Annotated in this window: 14 protein-coding genes; 5 read left to right on the forward strand and 9 right to left on the reverse strand. The window is 72.9% G+C overall.

The window, feature by feature from the left end; all coding sequences use genetic code 11:
* Nucleotides 1-4 precede the first annotated feature (4 nt).
* The gene (locus AB0E14_RS31760) at nt 5-1,240 is read right to left on the reverse strand and encodes an MFS transporter (RefSeq protein ID WP_362426065.1); all 1,236 of its coding nucleotides are present in this window, start codon (nt 1,238-1,240) and stop codon (nt 5-7) included.
* A gap of 87 nt (nt 1,241-1,327) precedes the next feature.
* Here AB0E14_RS31760 and AB0E14_RS31765 point away from each other — a divergent pair, with 87 nt between their 5' ends.
* Nucleotides 1,328-1,789, forward strand: a complete 462-nt coding sequence (locus AB0E14_RS31765) for a helix-turn-helix domain-containing protein (RefSeq protein ID WP_362426068.1) — start codon at nt 1,328-1,330, stop codon at nt 1,787-1,789.
* An 18-nt stretch (nt 1,790-1,807) separates the two neighbouring features.
* Here the strand turns inward: AB0E14_RS31765 and AB0E14_RS31770 are convergent, their stop codons facing one another.
* From AB0E14_RS31770 to AB0E14_RS31805, 8 genes are all read right to left on the reverse strand, one after another.
* On the reverse strand, nt 1,808-3,484 hold the full coding sequence (locus AB0E14_RS31770; RefSeq protein ID WP_362426071.1) for a DUF885 domain-containing protein: 1,677 nt from the start codon (nt 3,482-3,484) through the stop codon (nt 1,808-1,810).
* Entirely contained in the window at nt 3,484-4,383 is a 900-nt protein-coding gene (locus tag AB0E14_RS31775) for an EamA family transporter (protein ID WP_362426074.1), read from the reverse strand. Before AB0E14_RS31775 ends, AB0E14_RS31770 begins: the two co-directional genes overlap by 1 nt.
* The gene (locus AB0E14_RS31780) at nt 4,380-5,654 is read right to left on the reverse strand and encodes an ATP-grasp domain-containing protein (protein ID WP_362426077.1); all 1,275 of its coding nucleotides are present in this window, start codon (nt 5,652-5,654) and stop codon (nt 4,380-4,382) included. The genes AB0E14_RS31775 and AB0E14_RS31780 overlap by 4 nt, the downstream gene beginning before the upstream one ends.
* Nucleotides 5,651-6,976 carry a biotin carboxylase gene (locus AB0E14_RS31785; protein ID WP_362426080.1) on the reverse strand — a complete coding sequence of 442 codons (1,326 nt, stop codon included), beginning with the start codon at nt 6,974-6,976 and terminating at the stop codon, nt 5,651-5,653. Before AB0E14_RS31785 ends, AB0E14_RS31780 begins: the two co-directional genes overlap by 4 nt.
* Entirely contained in the window at nt 6,973-8,319 is a 1,347-nt protein-coding gene (locus tag AB0E14_RS31790; RefSeq protein ID WP_362426101.1) for an ATP-grasp domain-containing protein, read from the reverse strand. The genes AB0E14_RS31785 and AB0E14_RS31790 overlap by 4 nt, the downstream gene beginning before the upstream one ends.
* A gap of 71 nt (nt 8,320-8,390) precedes the next feature.
* On the reverse strand, nt 8,391-9,143 hold the full coding sequence (locus AB0E14_RS31795) for a hypothetical protein (protein ID WP_362426083.1): 753 nt from the start codon (nt 9,141-9,143) through the stop codon (nt 8,391-8,393).
* A 45-nt stretch (nt 9,144-9,188) separates the two neighbouring features.
* The gene (locus AB0E14_RS31800) at nt 9,189-9,488 is read right to left on the reverse strand and encodes a 2Fe-2S iron-sulfur cluster-binding protein (protein WP_362426086.1); all 300 of its coding nucleotides are present in this window, start codon (nt 9,486-9,488) and stop codon (nt 9,189-9,191) included.
* Entirely contained in the window at nt 9,485-10,456 is a 972-nt protein-coding gene (locus tag AB0E14_RS31805) for an NAD(P)/FAD-dependent oxidoreductase (protein WP_362426089.1), read from the reverse strand. Before AB0E14_RS31805 ends, AB0E14_RS31800 begins: the two co-directional genes overlap by 4 nt.
* 393 nt (nt 10,457-10,849) lie before the next feature.
* Between AB0E14_RS31805 and AB0E14_RS31810 the strand changes: the two genes are divergently transcribed.
* The 4 genes from AB0E14_RS31810 (at nt 10,850) to AB0E14_RS31825 (ending at nt 14,387) form a co-directional block, all read left to right on the forward strand.
* Nucleotides 10,850-12,181: an aminotransferase class V-fold PLP-dependent enzyme gene (locus AB0E14_RS31810; RefSeq protein ID WP_362426092.1), complete on the forward strand. Its 1,332-nt coding sequence runs from the start codon at nt 10,850-10,852 to the stop codon at nt 12,179-12,181.
* Between the two features lie 58 nt (nt 12,182-12,239).
* Complete coding sequence (locus AB0E14_RS31815) at nt 12,240-12,800, forward strand: nitroreductase (protein ID WP_362426104.1); 561 nt, start codon at nt 12,240-12,242, stop codon at nt 12,798-12,800.
* Between the two features lie 64 nt (nt 12,801-12,864).
* Nucleotides 12,865-13,485: a ScbR family autoregulator-binding transcription factor gene (locus tag AB0E14_RS31820; RefSeq protein ID WP_362426095.1), complete on the forward strand. Its 621-nt coding sequence runs from the start codon at nt 12,865-12,867 to the stop codon at nt 13,483-13,485.
* A complete protein-coding gene (locus AB0E14_RS31825; RefSeq protein ID WP_362426098.1) occupies nt 13,482-14,387 on the forward strand; it encodes an NAD(P)H-binding protein in 906 nt (301 codons plus the stop codon). The genes AB0E14_RS31820 and AB0E14_RS31825 overlap by 4 nt, the downstream gene beginning before the upstream one ends.
* The last annotated feature ends 143 nt before the right edge of the window (nt 14,388-14,530 follow it).

The raw sequence follows: 14,530 nt of genomic DNA on the forward strand, positions 1-14,530 counted from the left end.
GTGCTCAGAGCGCCTTGGCGCCCCGCGCCTCCTCCGCCTCGGGCACTCGGGCCGCCTCCGTCCGCTCCGCAGGGACGTGCACGGCCTCGCGGGCCACCCGCCTGCTCGCCGCCCAGACGACGAGGCCGCAGAGGGCGAAGCCCGCGCCGAGGAGGCTGGAGCCCGTCCAGCCGTAGGAGGTGAAGATCGCGGTGGTCGCCGCCGCGCCGAGGGCGGAGCCGAGCGAGTAGAAGACCATGTAGCCACCGATGACGCTGCTGACGCGGTCCGGGTGGGTGGCGGTGAGCAGGTGCTGGTTGCTCACGTGCACGGCCTGGACGGCGAAGTCGAGCACGACGATGCCGACGATGAGCAGCCACAGCGACCACGGCAGCTGGGCGATGGCCGCCCAGGAGACGATGAGCAGGGCGAGCGCGAAGCCGGTGACGGGGACCGCGCGGCCCGCGTCCGCCCAGCGGCCCGCGCGGGCCGCGCCGAGCGCGCCGGCGAGCCCGGCGATGCCGAACAGGCCGATCTGGCTCTCGCTCAGCTCCCAGGGCGCGTCCGCGAGCGGCAGCGAGAGCCCGCTCCACAGCGTGCCGAACGAGGCGAACAGGAAGAACGCGATGAGCCCGCGCGTCAGGACGACCCGTTCCGCGAAGAGGCCGCCGAGCGAGGCGACGACCCGCCGGTACGAGGCCGGCGGCCGGCCGCGCTCCTCCGCGGGCAGAGCGACGAGGACGAGGGCCGCGAGGCCGAGGGAGAGCGCGGCGAGGACGGCGTAGACACTGCGCCAGCCCCAGAGTTCGGCGAGCGCGCCGGTGACGACCCGGGCGCCGAGGATGCCGACCACGACGCCCGAGGTGACGACGCCGATGTTCCTGCCGCGTTCGGCGAGCGGGGAGACGGAGGCGGCGTAGGCCACCGTGGTCTGCACGACGACCGCGAAAAGGCCGGCGAGCGCGAGCCCCACGAAGGCGATCCACGCGACCGAGGCCACGGCGGTGAGGACCAGGCCGACCGCGGTGACCGCGAGGTGCGCCGCGATGAGCTTGCGCCGGTCGACCACGTCGCCGAGCGGCACGAGCAGCAGGAGCCCGGCCAGATAACCGAACTGGCTGGTCGCGACGATCCACCCGGCGAGCTCCGCCGAGACGCCGAGGTCGCGCCCCATGGGCTCGAGGACCGGCTGGGCCGCGTAGATGCTCGCCACCGCGACGCCGCAGATCACCGCCAGCAGTAACCGCCGCCACATGTTCATAGCGCTCCCATCGAGATTGGTAGCAGATTGCAACCGTTCTGACGGTACGGCATGATGGTTTCAATCCGCAACCCAATGGGAGGTGTCATGACACGCACCACCATGAGCGCCCCGGACCTCGACTGGACCGATCCCGAGTGCCCCGTCGCCCGCACGCTCGACCTCGTCGGCGACCGGTGGAGCCTGCTCGTCGTGCGCGACGCGATGGACGGGGCCCGGTCCTTCACCGAGTTCCAGCGCCGGACCGGGATCGCCCGCAACATCCTCACCGACCGCCTGCGCAAGCTCACCGCCCACGGGGTCCTCGCCCAGCGCACCGCGCCGACCGGCAAGCGCCAGGAGTACGTCCTCACCGACGCGGGCCGCGCCCTCTTCCCGGTCATCCTCACCCTGCGGCAGTGGGGCGAGGCACACGCCTTCGCCCCCGGGGAGAGCCACTCGGTCCTGGTCGACCTGCGGGGCGCGCCGGTACCGGAGTTCACCCCGACCGGGAACGACGGCGCCGCCCTCGGCACGGACACCACTCACGTGCTGAAGACGGCGCCGTAGCAGGCGGGTTCGCGTCGCTCAGTGCGCGCGAGCCAGCTCGGAGCGCAGCAGGTCGAGGCCCATCGGCCCGATGTCCAGGGCCCGTCGGTGGAAGCGCCTGAGGTCGAACGCGGCCCCCTCGCGGAGCCGGGCCGCCTCCCGGGCGTCCAGCCACGCCTTCTCGCCCAGCTTGTAGGCGAGGGCCTGCCCGGGACGCCCCAGATACCGGTCGACCTCGAAGGCGACGAACCCCGCGGGCCCGACCCCGCAGTGCTCGGCGAGGAACTCCCGCGCCAGGCCCGGCGTCCACCGCTCGCCCTCGTGGAAGCCGGCCCCCGCGGGGATGCGGAGCCGCAGGTGGAGCCCGATGTCCAGGACGACCCGCGCGGCGCGCAGCTGCTGCCCGCCCGCGAGCATGCCGAGCCGGTGCGCCGGGTCGGCGAGGTGGCCGAGCTCGTCCATCAGCCGCTCGGCGTACAGGCCCCAGCCCTCGACGTGCCCCACGTGCAGCTCGGAGGAGAGCCGCTGGAAGCGGTTGAGGGTCGCGGTGTTGAGGGTGGTCACGCCCAGCTGGAGGTGGTGGCCGGGGACGCCCTCGTGGAACATCGTGCTCGGCACGGTCCACGTCGGGACCGGCGCGTCCGGGTCGGTCACCGGCCACCAGACCGTCCCCGGGCGCGACAGGTCCTCGCTGGGTGCCAGATAGGAGGCGGGCCCGTCGGTGCGGGTGGTGCGGCAGTCGATGCGGCGCAGCGGGGCCGGGATCGCGAAGTGCGTCCCGTCGAGCGCGGCGATGGCGCCGTCGGCGAGTTCCTGGATCCAGTCCCGGAAGGCCGCCGCGCCCTCCACCCGGTGGCGCGGGTCCGTGTCGAGCGCCGCGAGCACCGCGGGCACCGGCTCGCCGGGCGCGACCCGTGCCGCCGCCGCGGCCGTCTCGCGCCGCACCCGGGCGAGTTCGTCCCAGCCCCACGCGTAGGTCTCCGCCAGGTCGAGGCGGGTGCCGAGGAACTCCCGTACGCCCAGCCGGTAGCGGTCCTCGTCGGCCGGCTCCCGCTCCGGCGCGACCGCCGCGAGCTCCTCCGACAGGTACGCCGCGCAGCGCGTCAGCGCCTCGCCGGCGCCCGCCGCGGCCTCCTCCAGGGCGGCCCGCAGGGCTCCGTCGCCGTGCCCGGCGGGCAGCCCCGCGAGGTACGGCCGCATGTCCCGGCAGTCCCGGGCGTTCCGTACGACCTGGCGGTACGGCGCGACCCTGCCGCGGCGCCGGGCGTCCTCCAGGCCCTCCCGCAGCCCCACGAGGGCCTCGGGGACGGCCCGCAGCCGGGCGAGCAGCGTGTCCCACGCGGTGTCGGCGCCCTGGTCGAGCAGGCCCACCGCGTGCCGCAGCCGCTGGACCGGTCCGTCGAGGGTGTCGAGCAGCGTGCCGTACGCGTCGGCGTCGGCGAGGGCCACCTCGGTGGCGAGCCGCTCGCGCAGCACCGCCGCGGCGACCCGCTCCGCGTCCCCGGCGGTGGGCGTGGCGTCGAGCGCCCGCAGCGTGCGGCGCGCCAGCTCCGCGCGCTCCCAGGCCGCGCCCGGGCCGAAGTCGGTCAGCCGCTCCTCCTGCCCGGCGATGCCCATGACGGCGGCCAGGCACGGATCGAGGACGGCCAGCTCGTCCACGTACCGGTCGGTGAGCTCGGCGACGGGCCCTTCCGCGGCCGCGTCCGGCGCGCTCATCAGCGGCTCACCGACGACGGCAGCCGGGCGATCCCGGACTCGCCGATCCGCTTGCCGTACAGGCCGATCACCAGGCCCGCCACGATCAGCGCCCCCGCCACCAGCTTGAGCGCCGGCAGCGTCTCGCCGAAGATCAGGACCGAGCCGAGGACGCCGAAGACCGGCACGAGCAGGGAGAGCGGGGCGACGGTCGAGACCGGGTACTCGCGGAGCAGCCAGTTCCACACCGCGTACCCCAGCAGGGTGTTCGGGTAGGCCTGGAAGAGGATCGACAGGATCGCCGACCAGCCGAGTTGCTCCGGCAGCGCGGCGTAGCCCGCCGTGCCGTTCACGACCAGGTCGAGCAGGAAGAGCGGGACCGGTGCGAACAGGCTCGCCCACACCAGGAACGCCAGCGTGTCCTTGGGCTCGGCCTTCTTCATGATCACGTTGGCGACGCTCCACGACACCGCGCCGACCAGGACGAGCGCGACGCCCGCGAGCGTCACCGTGCCGTCGGTGACGAAGGTGATCGAGAACAGTCCCACCAGCGCGACCGCCATCCCCGCGTACTGGTACCGCGACAGCGACTCGCGGAACACCACGGCCCCGAGCAGGATCGTGAGGAACGCGCTGAACTGCAGGACCAGGGAGGCGATCCCGGACGAGACCCCGGCCTCGATGCCCAGGTTCACCACGCCCCACAGACCGACCCCGAACACCAGGCCGTAGCCGACGATGTGCCGCCACGGCACCTGCGGCCGCTTCAGGAAGAAGACGGCCGGCAGCGCGCAGAGCGCGAACCTGATCCCGGCGAGGATCAGCGGGTCGACGCTCTTGAGCCCGATCTTGATGATCGAGAAGTTGAGACCCCAGATCGCGGTGACGGCCACCGCGATCAGGATGTGCTGTTTCTTCATGCGGGGACCTGTTCGGGAGTTCCGGGGGTGAGGGGTGCGGCGGCCGGGCGGGTGTCGACGGAGAGCGAGCCGAAGAGGGCGGCCATCCACTCGCGGGTCTCCTCGGGTGTGTCGCCCGCGACGATCCCGGCGAGGACGGTCTCCCCGGCCTGGTAGGTGATGTGGTCGGGCAGCGGCGCGCCGGGCGGCAGTTCGTGCCAGGCGATCACGCGCGGTCCGGAGCGGAACGCCCCGGCGCCCGCGAGGCCCCAGTACTCCCGCCCGGCCAGGTGGTGCCCGGGGTGGACGAACCAGGCGTAGCGGAGCCCGTCGGGGTCCGGCGCGGGGAGCGTGCCCCTGACCGGCTCGCCGAGCAGGACGCGCAGTTCGTACGAGGGCAGGTGGACGCCGGTGGCCAGTTCGAAGGTGGCCACCACGTCGGCTCCCCCGACGCGGTTGCCGACCTCCAGGAAGACCGGCTCGCCGCCGTGGACGATCGCCTCCAGATGGAAGGTGCCGTCCTCGATCCGTACGGCGGCCAGGGCCCGGGCGACCCATGCGCGGGTCTCCTCGGAGCAGCCGATCTGGAAGGAGCCCATCGGCCGGCCCTGCGCGTACTCCAGGCAGGTGCCCAGGTACTCGCTCGCGGTGAGGGCCAGGACCTCGCCGTCCTGCACGAGGCCGTCGAAGTGGCGGATGGGCCCGGTGACGAACTCCTCGACCTGGAAGTCCGCGAGTTCGCGCCCCGCGTCGAGCCGGGCGACGCCGGTGCGGCCCGCGGTGACGGCGACGACCGCCTCGCGCGGGCTGTCGAAGACGAGGACGTCCTCGCTGGACGCGCCGCGGTGCGGCTTGAGGACCGTACGGCCGTCCCAGGGTGCCCGGCCGTCGAGCTGGAGCAGGCGCGGCAGGGGCAGGAAGCGCGGCACGCGCAGGCCCGCCTCCTCGACCGCCCGCTTCATCAGGACCTTGTCGCGGGCCAGCGCGACCTGCTCGACGGGCGCGCCCGGCACGCCCAGGTGCTCGCGCAGCCGTGCGGCGTCGAGGAGTTCGTACTCCGACATCGAGATGACCCGGTCGAAGGTGCGCGGCGCGCGCGCCAGCCAGTCGCGGGCCTCCTCGAAGGCCGGGCGGGCGCCCGGGCGGCCCACCCGCTCGCAGCGCAGCTCGGGCGGCAGCGTGGCCAGGGCCGCTTCGGTGCCGAAGTAGGTGACGTCGTGCCGGTCGTGGGAGATCCCCCGGTGGTACTCGATCTTGAAGTAGGGCACGCGGTGCAGGATGAGGATCTTCATCGGGCCTTCCTCGCGGGTGTGGGTACGGCGACGGCCTGGTCCAGGGCCTGTGACCAGGCCTCGCGCAGGGCGTGGACGACGGTCCTGATGTCGGCGCGGTCACCGCGCAGGACGACACAGCCCTGTGCGGCGAAGTCGGCGTTGTCGCGGGCGACGGCGTGCAGGTCGCGCCGGTCGGCCGACATCCAGGCGAACTCCGTGACGGTCAGCTCCCCGTCGGCCAGGCCGAACTGTTCGGCGGTCGCCCGGACGGCGTCCGCGAAGGGGTCCGCGCCGGCCGGGACGTCGTGCGGGGAGAAGGAGCGGTCGCTGCCGACGCCGAGCATCACCGTCGCCGCCGCGCAGCCGGGCACGAGCCGCCCGGCGTCGGCGGCCGTGCCGAAGGCGGTGTCGACCCAGCGGTGGTGCAGGTCGATCCCGTACACCCAGCGGGCCAGGGCCCAGATCTTCATCCCGGCCGGTCGCCGGTTGGGCTCCACGATCGCGGCGCGCAGCCCGTCGTCGCTCAGCTTGATCTCGTTGTGGAACGGCCCGTCGCACTGGCCCACCAGCCAGTTCGCCTGGCGCCCGGCCCGCTCCAGGGTCGCGCGCTCGTGCTCGTCAAGGCGGGCGGGAAGGACCTGGGCGATCTCGACGGGGTACCGGCCGCGCGCGCTGACCTTCTCGGTCAGGAACGACAGCGGGCCGAGCCCGTCGTAGGAGAACTCCCGCGCGTACGGGATGAGTTCCTCGCAGATGACCCCGCCCTCCAGGTACGGCAGGACCTCGGCGAACGCCGCCGTCAGGTCGTCCCCGGGGCGGACCACGACGACGCCCCGGTTGTTGCCCTCGGCGGCCGGCTTGACGACGAAGCCCTCGGGGTGGGCGATCCCGAACTCCCGCAGCTGGTCGAGCGAGGCGATCTCCGCGAAGGCGGGCACCATGATCCGCTGCGCGGTGAGCAGGTCGGCCACACGTGCCTCGTCGAGCCGGTAGCGGTACTTGGAGAAGGCACCGGCGGCCTGCCGCGGCGAGTCGACCGGGACGCCGAGCCGGTGCAGCAGTTCGGCGCCGCTGTGGACGGCGTTGTCCGAGAAGACGATGCCCGCCCTGATCCGCTCGCGCCGGTCGCCGAGCAGCTTCTCGGCGAGCTCGGGGAAGCGGTCGCCGAGCGGGTCGAGGTCGATGACCTCGTCGGCGATGGCGTGGTCGGCCTCGGTGGGCTCGGCGCGGATCAGGACGACGGTCGCGCCGTGGCGTTCACGGGCGTGGTCGCGCAGGTGGCGCACCTCGTCGATGCGGCTCAGGTTGTAGTCGACGATGAGGAGGATCGGCCGGGTCATGCGTGCTCCGTCTCGTACACGATCTCGATCGCGCGCTCGGAGGCGGGCAGCAGGCCGGGGAGGATCGCGTCCCGGTCGGCCCGGTCCATGCTCCAGAGCACCTGTCCGAGGAACACCTCGCGCGAGGACGACTCCACGACGTCGCCGGCCTCGAGGAGGATCTGCGACAGAACCGGCCGCAGCGGGAGTCCGTCACCGGGCCCGACCGCGCGGAGGGTGCCGGGTTCGGCGAAGAAGACGCGGAAGAACGTCGCGTACGGGCTCGGCGTCGTGCCGTCGGTGCCGTACGACAGGCCCTTCAGGGTCTTCACGTACGCGTCGGTCCTGTCGCCGGCGAGCAGGGCGTCCAGCCAGAGGTCGAGCAGGCCAGGGCCGCCGGTGAGCGCCGCGACGCTGGGCGAGATCAGGCTGCCGCCGACGCGCGGGTTGACCTCGATCAGGTCCCAGCCGGCCGGGGCGTCGTACCGCGCCTCGACGTGGAAGCAGCCCTGGTCGAGCCCGAGGGTGTCGAGCACGCGCGCCACCCAGCGGAGCCCGGCGGCGGTCTCCTCCTCCGACAGGCTCGTCGGCGGGGAGACGCAGGCGTTCTCCAGGACGGTGCCGGGGCCCTCCGTCACCTCGCACTTCTCGTGCACGGCGACCACGTGCGGTGCGCCGTCGACGACGATCACCTCGAAGCTGAACTCCCGCCCCGGCACGTAGTCCTCGACGAGGAACTCCATCCCCCGCCCGCCCGGGTCCGCGCCGAAGGCGCTCGCGTACACCGTGTCGGCACGGGCCTCGGCGGCGATGCGCTCCAGGTCGGCCCAGGTGGTGTCGGGGGTGAGCGGGAACGTGCCGAACGAGGCGAGGCCGCTGACGGGCTTCACGAAGTGCCGGCCGCCGTCGCGTTGCCGCGCGGCCAGCGTCTCGGGGGTGAGCGCGGACGCGCGGCCCCGGCTGAGCCCCGCGTCGGCGAGGCGGTTGCGCAGGGTCAGCTTGTCGCGCAGTTCGGGGATCTGCTTCTCGTCCAGGTCCGGCACCCCGAGCCGGGCGTTGGCCAGCGCCATCAGGTGCCGGTAGCCCTCCCAGACGGTGAGGCAGCAGGCCACCGACACGCCGGCGGCCCTGAGCCGGTCGAGGTGCTCCTCGACGTCGTGCGGGGTCAGCACGTGCTCGCCGGTGATCCGGACGTCGTCGGCGAGGTCCGCGAGCGCCCCGGGCCTCGACCCCTGGTGCTGCGGCTCCGGCAGTGAGCTGAGCACGTGGACCTTCAGCCCCCGCGCCGTGACCGTGCGGGCGAGGTCCTCCAGGAACGAGAACCCGACATGGCTGAGCAGCAGCACTCCCCTGGCGTTTTCCATGCTCAATTCCGGCCTCCTCACCGGCGGGTGGGGCGCGGCGCGGTCGCGCCGCGCCCCACGGAGGACAGGGCTCAGGCAGGCTGCTTCTCTGCGTTGGCGAGGGTGTCCAGGTAGAGCTCCTCGAAGTACTGCGCCAGGAGCGACTGGTGCTCCTTCAGGTACCGCCGGAACGCGGCGACGTCGTCCTCGTCGTGGAGCAGGTGCCGGACGGCCGCCCAGACCTCACCGGGGTGGTCGTCGTTGATGTCGGTGTGCGAGTGGCTGATCTGGCCGCCGATCCTGGCCTCGCCGACCGAGCCCTTCAGCGCCTCCAGCTTGCGGGGCTCCAGCTTCACGTTCACGTACTCGACGAGGTAGGAGTACGCGACGACGCCGAGCGGACCCTCGTGGTCCAGGAGGTAGGAGAAGTAGCCGGTCAGGAGCTTGGTCGAGAGGTACGGCTCGGTGGCGAGGAACTGCTCGCGCGAGACGCCCACCTTGGCCAGGTCGGTGATGAACAGCTCGTCGTGGAGCATCTCCTCCTGCTCGTAGTTGGCCCACACCTGGGCCGCCTCCGGGCTGCGCTTGGCTATCTCCACGAGCGCCTTGGCCTCGGAGACGCGCAGCAGCCGGATGCGCCAGGCGGTCTCGATCAGGTGGCGCTTGTAGTACGCGGAGTCGACGTTCTTGCCTTCGAGGTGCGCGGCCTCGGGAACGTTGGCGTACCACTCAAGGACCTGCTGGTCGATCTGCTCGTCGATCTGGGCGCGCAGCTCCGCCGAGGCGGCGGCGTTGAGGAACGTGGACTTGTTCCCGTAGCCGACGTTGGTCACGCGGTTCGGCATGGTGTCACCTTTTCTCGTGGGTACGGACGCTCGGGTGCGAGCGGTTCAGATGTCGTCGACGACGCGGATGGTCGCGTCGCCCCGCAGCCGGCACTGGCAGGCCAGGCGGTGGTCTCCGCCGGTCCGGCCGAGGTCTTCGAGGAAGTCGAGTTCGTCGTCGTCGGGGGCGCCGAGGGCGTCGAAGCCCGCCAGGACCTGGACGACGCACGCGCCGCACGCGCCGGAGCGGCATCCGAAGGGGATGAGCCGCTGCGGGGTCTCGTACTCGACTTCGGTGAGGGGGGATCCCGCGGGCAGCAGGATCTCGGTTCCGGTCGGGAGGATCGTCAGTTTCCGGAGGGTCATGACACCGGTACGGCGTCGAGGTCGGTGGAGTGCTCGGGCGCGAGCCGGGAGCCCGGGCGCAGCTCGACCGCCGCGTGGTTGGCAGCGGTCGCGGCCTCGCCGAGGCCGACCGAGATGAGCGGGACGCGGCCCTCGTAGGTGCAGATGTCGCCGACCGCGTACACCCGCTCCAGGTTGGTGCGCATCGTCCGGTCGACCGCGAGGAGGCGGTTCTCCACCCGCAGGCCCCAGTCGGCGACCGGGCCGAGGCTGGTGAGGAAGCCGAGGGCGCCGACGAGGGCCTGGGCGGGCAGCCGCAGCTCCTGTTCGCCGGTCGTGACGCGGACCTCCTCCAGCCGGCGCACGCCGTGGCAGGCCGTCACCTGGGCGTCGGTCAGCACCTGCACTCCGGCCGCGTACATCTGCCGGACGCCGTGCTCGTGGGCGCGGAAGGCCGCGCGCCGGTGGACGACGGTGACGGACCGGGCGATCGGGGCGAGGGCGAGGGCCCAGTCGACCGCGCTGTCGCCGCCGCCGACGATCACCACGTCACGGTCCCGGTGGGCGTCGAGGCGCGGCACGTGGTGGGCCACGCCCCGCCCCTCGTAGGGCCGAAGACAGGGCAGGGTGCGCGGGACGGAGCGGCCGAGTCCGGCGGCGATCACGACGGCGCCGGCCCGCACCTGCCCGCCGTCCTCAAGGCCGAGCTCCCAGCCGGTGCCCGCCGGGTCCCGGGTGAGGGTGGCCGCGGTCCGGCCGAGCACATAGCGTGGGCCGAACTGCGCTGCCTGGGCGACCAGTTGCTCGACCAGCTCGCGTCCTCGTACGGCGACGTGGCCGGCGACGTCGTGGATCTTCTTCTCCGGGTACAGGGCCGCGATCTGGCCACCCGGCTCGGGCAGCGCGTCGACGATCACGCTGGAGAGCCCGCGGAATCCCGCGCAGTAGGCGGCGTACAGGCCGGCCGGACCCGCTCCTACGACGGCCACGTCCGCGCTCGCTCGATACATTCTGAACCCCAGGCCCTTCCAACGTCCGGTGGAAACAGCTCTGCCATTCACATCGTTCGGCTTATTCGACGGCCGGACGGAAATGATTCCGTCGACTGCGAATTCATCATTCAACGGGCCGATGGAGCCGTCAACGAATGGTCGGAACTCCGCGCTCCCACCGCGTTCCGACCGGAGTTCCGACCCGAGTTCCGACCGCCGCTCCGACCGGAGTTCCGACCGGAGTTCCGAGTGTGGAACTTCCTCAGTCGAAGCCGCGGCGGGCGACCTTCCGGCCCGGAACAGGCCGTGACTTGACGGAACCGGACGGCGCTCCTTCACTCTTTCCTGTCCGGCAATGCACAATCCACCCCATCCGATGGAGGAGCGATCGTGTCTCTTTCGCGCCGCAGGATTCTGGCCGGTTCCGGTATCGCGGCTTCCGCACTGACGTTGGGCCCACTGGGACAGGCCGGCGCGGCACAGGAGGCGGCGCCGCAGCCGTTCCGGCCGCACGACTGGAAGTCCGTCCGCGCGCAGTTCCTGCTCGCGCCCGAGTACGCGCATCTGTCGAACTTCTTCTTCGCCTCGAATCCGACCCCGGTCCGCGAGGCGATCACCCAATACCGCAGGGCGTTCGACGAGAATCCGTACAGTTTCCTCGACGACAACATGTTCCGCCGCGACGAGGACATGCTGTGGCGTGACGTGTGCGCCGCAGCCGCCGAATACGTCGGCGGGAAGCCGGAGGAGATCGCCCTCACCAGCAGCACCACCATGGGCCTTGCGCTCGTCTACAACGGCCTGCGGCTGAAGCCGGGCCAAGAGGTGCTGACCACCACGCACGAGTTCTATCCGCACCACGAGTCGATTCGGCTGGCCGTCGAGAAGTGGGGCGGCAGCATGCGGAAAATCCCGCTCTACGAATCGGCGCAGAAGTTCTCGGCCGCCGAGGCCGTGGCCCGGATCCGCGCGGCGATCCGCCCGCACACCCGGGTCGTCGGTGTCACCTGGGTGCACTCCGGCACGGGTGTGCGGCTGCCGATCGCCCCGATCGCCGCCGCGATCGAGGAGCTGAACCGCCATCGCGACGAGGCGGACCGCATCCTCCTGGTGGTGGACGGGGTGCACGGTTTCGGCGTGGTGGACGAGGACGTCGCGGCGATGGGCTGCGACTTCTTCGCCGCCGGCACGCACAAGTGGATCCTCGGCCCGCACGGGACCGGGATCATCTGGGGGAAGCCGGAGAGCTGGGCGCTGCTGCGGCCGACGATCCCCAGCCTGATGGCGAAGGAGACGACCGACGCCTGGCGGCAGGAGCGCCCGCCGGCCGGACCGACGCGGGCCGCGTGGGTCAGCCCGGGCGGCTTCTTCGCGTACGAGCACCAGTGGGCCGTCATCGAGGCGTTCCGCTTCCACCGGCAGATCGGCCGCGGGCGGGTCCACGACCGGATCGCCGAGCTGAACGGGCAGATCAAGGAGGGTCTGGCCCGGATGAGGCACGTCACGCTGCACACCCCGGTCGACGCCGAGCGGTCCGCGGGCTTCGTCTGCTTCGACGTACGGGGCTACAAGCCGCCGGAGGTCGTGCAGATCTTCCGCGACCACCGGGTCATCGCCAGCGGCACGCCGTACGCGGTCCCGCACGTGCGCCTGTCGGCCGGGATCGTCAACTTCCCGAAGGACGTGGACAGGGCGCTGAAGGTCGTCCGGTCGTTGGCGTGAGGACCGCGACGGCCGTCAGGGCGCCCGAGAACGCAGAGGAGGAACACCCGTGGATGTCATGACGGCCGTGCTGTCCCGCCGCAGCGAGCACCCTCTCGTCGAACCCGCGCCGGGCGACCAGGAGTTCGCGTATCTCCTGCGCGCCGCCGCCACGGCGCCCGACCACGGAGGCCTGCGCCCCTGGCGGTTGATCCTGATCCGCGACGAGGGCCGCGCCGCCCTGGAGCGCTGCCTCGCCGACGCGAGCGCACAGGCCGGGCCGGGGCGGGAATGGCGGGAGGAGATCCAGGGCGCCCCGCTGCTGGCCGCGGTGGTCTTCTCCCCCGTGACCCACGGGAGGACCGGCCAGGGCGGCCTCCCGGTCCCCGAGTGGGAGCAGCTCGCCGCCGCCGGCGCCATGACCGACTCCCTGACCCTGCTGCTGCACGCCCGCGGCTTCGGCAGCGTCTGGCGCACCGGCGCCTTCACGGGGTCCGGCCGGATCCGCCGGGTCCTCGGCCTGAGCGGGGAGGAGCGCCTGCTCGGCTGGTTGTGCGTCGGCACCCCGCCGCGCAGCAGGTGCGCGCAGCGCCGGGTGCCCGCGGACGTGACCGACCGGATCTCCGTCTTCAGCCCCTGAGGGTCCGTCACCCGCGCTAACATAAAAGACGTTCGCTTTTTTTCGAGGGTGATCGGACGCACGGGTGACTGATCTCAAGCAGGAGCGTGCCGTCCGCACGCGCAACCTGATCTTGACGGCGGCGGCGGAGCTCTTCGACGAGGAGGGCTACGAGGGCGCGAGCGTGACGCGCATCGTCCAGCGCGCCGGCGTCACGCTGGGCGCGCTGTACTTCCACTTCCCCTCGAAGCAGGACCTGGCCCGCGAGGTGATGAACGCCCAGCCGTACGTGATCGAGCCGCTCCTCGGCTCCAGCGGACTGCAGCGCCTGGTCGACATCACCCTGGTCTGGGCCCATCGGCTGCAGACCGACCCGATGCTGCGCGCCGGGGTCCGGCTCGCCGTCGAGCAGAGCCGCTTCGGCATGCGCGACATCGATTCGTTCGAGGGCTGGAAGGACATCATGGTCGGCCACCTCGAAGTGGCCCGCGCGGAGGGGAGCCTCCGTGCGGGTGTCTCGCCCGAGGAGGTCGCCCAGTTCGTCGTCGGCGCCTGTACGGGCGTCCAGCTCTACTCCCAGCTCGTCACCGGCCGGGCGGACCTGACCGAGCGCACCTGCGCCATGTGGCGTCTGCTGCTGCCGGGCATCGCGGCGCCCGACGCCGCCACCGTCGTCGTCGACCCCCACTTCGGAAGGGCCTCATGAACGCCGCAGGCTCCCGCGCCGTCCAGGGACCGCTCCGCCGTATCGTCCTCGCCGGCGCCACCGGCACGGTCGGCCGGCTCACCGCGGCACGGCTGGCCGCCACCGGCACGTACGACGTGGCCCTGTTGACCAGGGACCCGGGGAAGGCCGCCGCCCTCGGCCTGCCCGGCCGGCTCGTCCGCGCGGAGTTCGCCTCCCCCGCCACGCTCAGGACCGCCCTGCGCGGGGCGGACGCCCTGCTGCTCATCACCAACGACCCGCTGCGCCCCGAGCACGACGCGAACCTGCTCGACGCGGCCGCGGCGGCCGGCACCCCGCACGTCGTCAAGCTCTCCGCCCAGGCCGTGACCGATCCGGACGCCGACGACGTCATCACCCGCTGGCAGCGCGCGAGCGAGGAGCGGCTGCGGGCGAGCGGTCTGCCGTGGACCCTGCTGCGCCCCCGCTCCTTCATGACGCACGCCCTTGCCTGGCGCGACGACATCGCACGGCACGGCGTCGTCCGCGCGGTCCACGGAGACTCCCTCAACGCCGCCGTCGACCCGGCCGACATCGCCGACGCCGCCGTCCACGCGCTGACGGGCAGCGGCCACCTCGGGCGTACGTACGCGCTCACCGGGCCGCGCGCGATCTCCGCCCGGGAGAAGACGGCCATCCTGTCCGAGGTCCTGGGCAGGCCGCTGGTCTTCGAGGAGATCTCGCTCGACCGCGCCCGCGAGGAATGGCGCCGCCGCCTGCCCGAGGTCCTGGTGGAGGCGCTCACCCTCAGCGCCGAGCGACAGCACCGCGGCGCCAAGGCCGCCGTGGCCTCCGGGGTGCTGGACGCGACGGGCCACGCGCCCCGGCCCTTCCGCACCTGGGCCACGGAGCAGGCACCGGCCTTCACCCACGCACCGGCCTGATCACCACCCGCCCCCACCGGGCCGCGGGCCTGCGGCCCGGCCGCCCCACAGGCCCGCCGGCCCGCCTGCCCGCCTGCCCCGCCGGACTGCCCGCCCCACTGGCCCGCCTGCCCCGCCGGACTACCCGCCCCGCCCGTCCCACC

The sequence above is a fragment of the Streptomyces sp. NPDC047981 genome, from assembly GCF_040653315.1.
GTDB lineage: Bacteria > Actinomycetota > Actinomycetes > Streptomycetales > Streptomycetaceae > Streptomyces.

Coding starts and splice junctions, on each gene's coding strand:
- AB0E14_RS31785 (WP_362426080.1), bottom strand. CDS start 6,976: ATGACCCGGCCGATCCTCCTCATCGTCGACTACAACCTGAGCCGCATC.
- AB0E14_RS31800 (WP_362426086.1), bottom strand. CDS start 9,488: ATGACCCTCCGGAAACTGACGATCCTCCCGACCGGAACCGAGATCCTG.
- AB0E14_RS31825 (WP_362426098.1), top strand. CDS start 13,482: ATGAACGCCGCAGGCTCCCGCGCCGTCCAGGGACCGCTCCGCCGTATC.
- AB0E14_RS31765 (WP_362426068.1), top strand. CDS start 1,328: ATGACACGCACCACCATGAGCGCCCCGGACCTCGACTGGACCGATCCC.
- AB0E14_RS31770 (WP_362426071.1), bottom strand. CDS start 3,484: ATGAGCGCGCCGGACGCGGCCGCGGAAGGGCCCGTCGCCGAGCTCACC.
- AB0E14_RS31775 (WP_362426074.1), bottom strand. CDS start 4,383: ATGAAGAAACAGCACATCCTGATCGCGGTGGCCGTCACCGCGATCTGG.
- AB0E14_RS31815 (WP_362426104.1), top strand. CDS start 12,240: ATGACGGCCGTGCTGTCCCGCCGCAGCGAGCACCCTCTCGTCGAACCC.
- AB0E14_RS31780 (WP_362426077.1), bottom strand. CDS start 5,654: ATGAAGATCCTCATCCTGCACCGCGTGCCCTACTTCAAGATCGAGTAC.
- AB0E14_RS31795 (WP_362426083.1), bottom strand. CDS start 9,143: ATGCCGAACCGCGTGACCAACGTCGGCTACGGGAACAAGTCCACGTTC.
- AB0E14_RS31760 (WP_362426065.1), bottom strand. CDS start 1,240: ATGAACATGTGGCGGCGGTTACTGCTGGCGGTGATCTGCGGCGTCGCG.
- AB0E14_RS31790 (WP_362426101.1), bottom strand. CDS start 8,319: ATGGAAAACGCCAGGGGAGTGCTGCTGCTCAGCCATGTCGGGTTCTCG.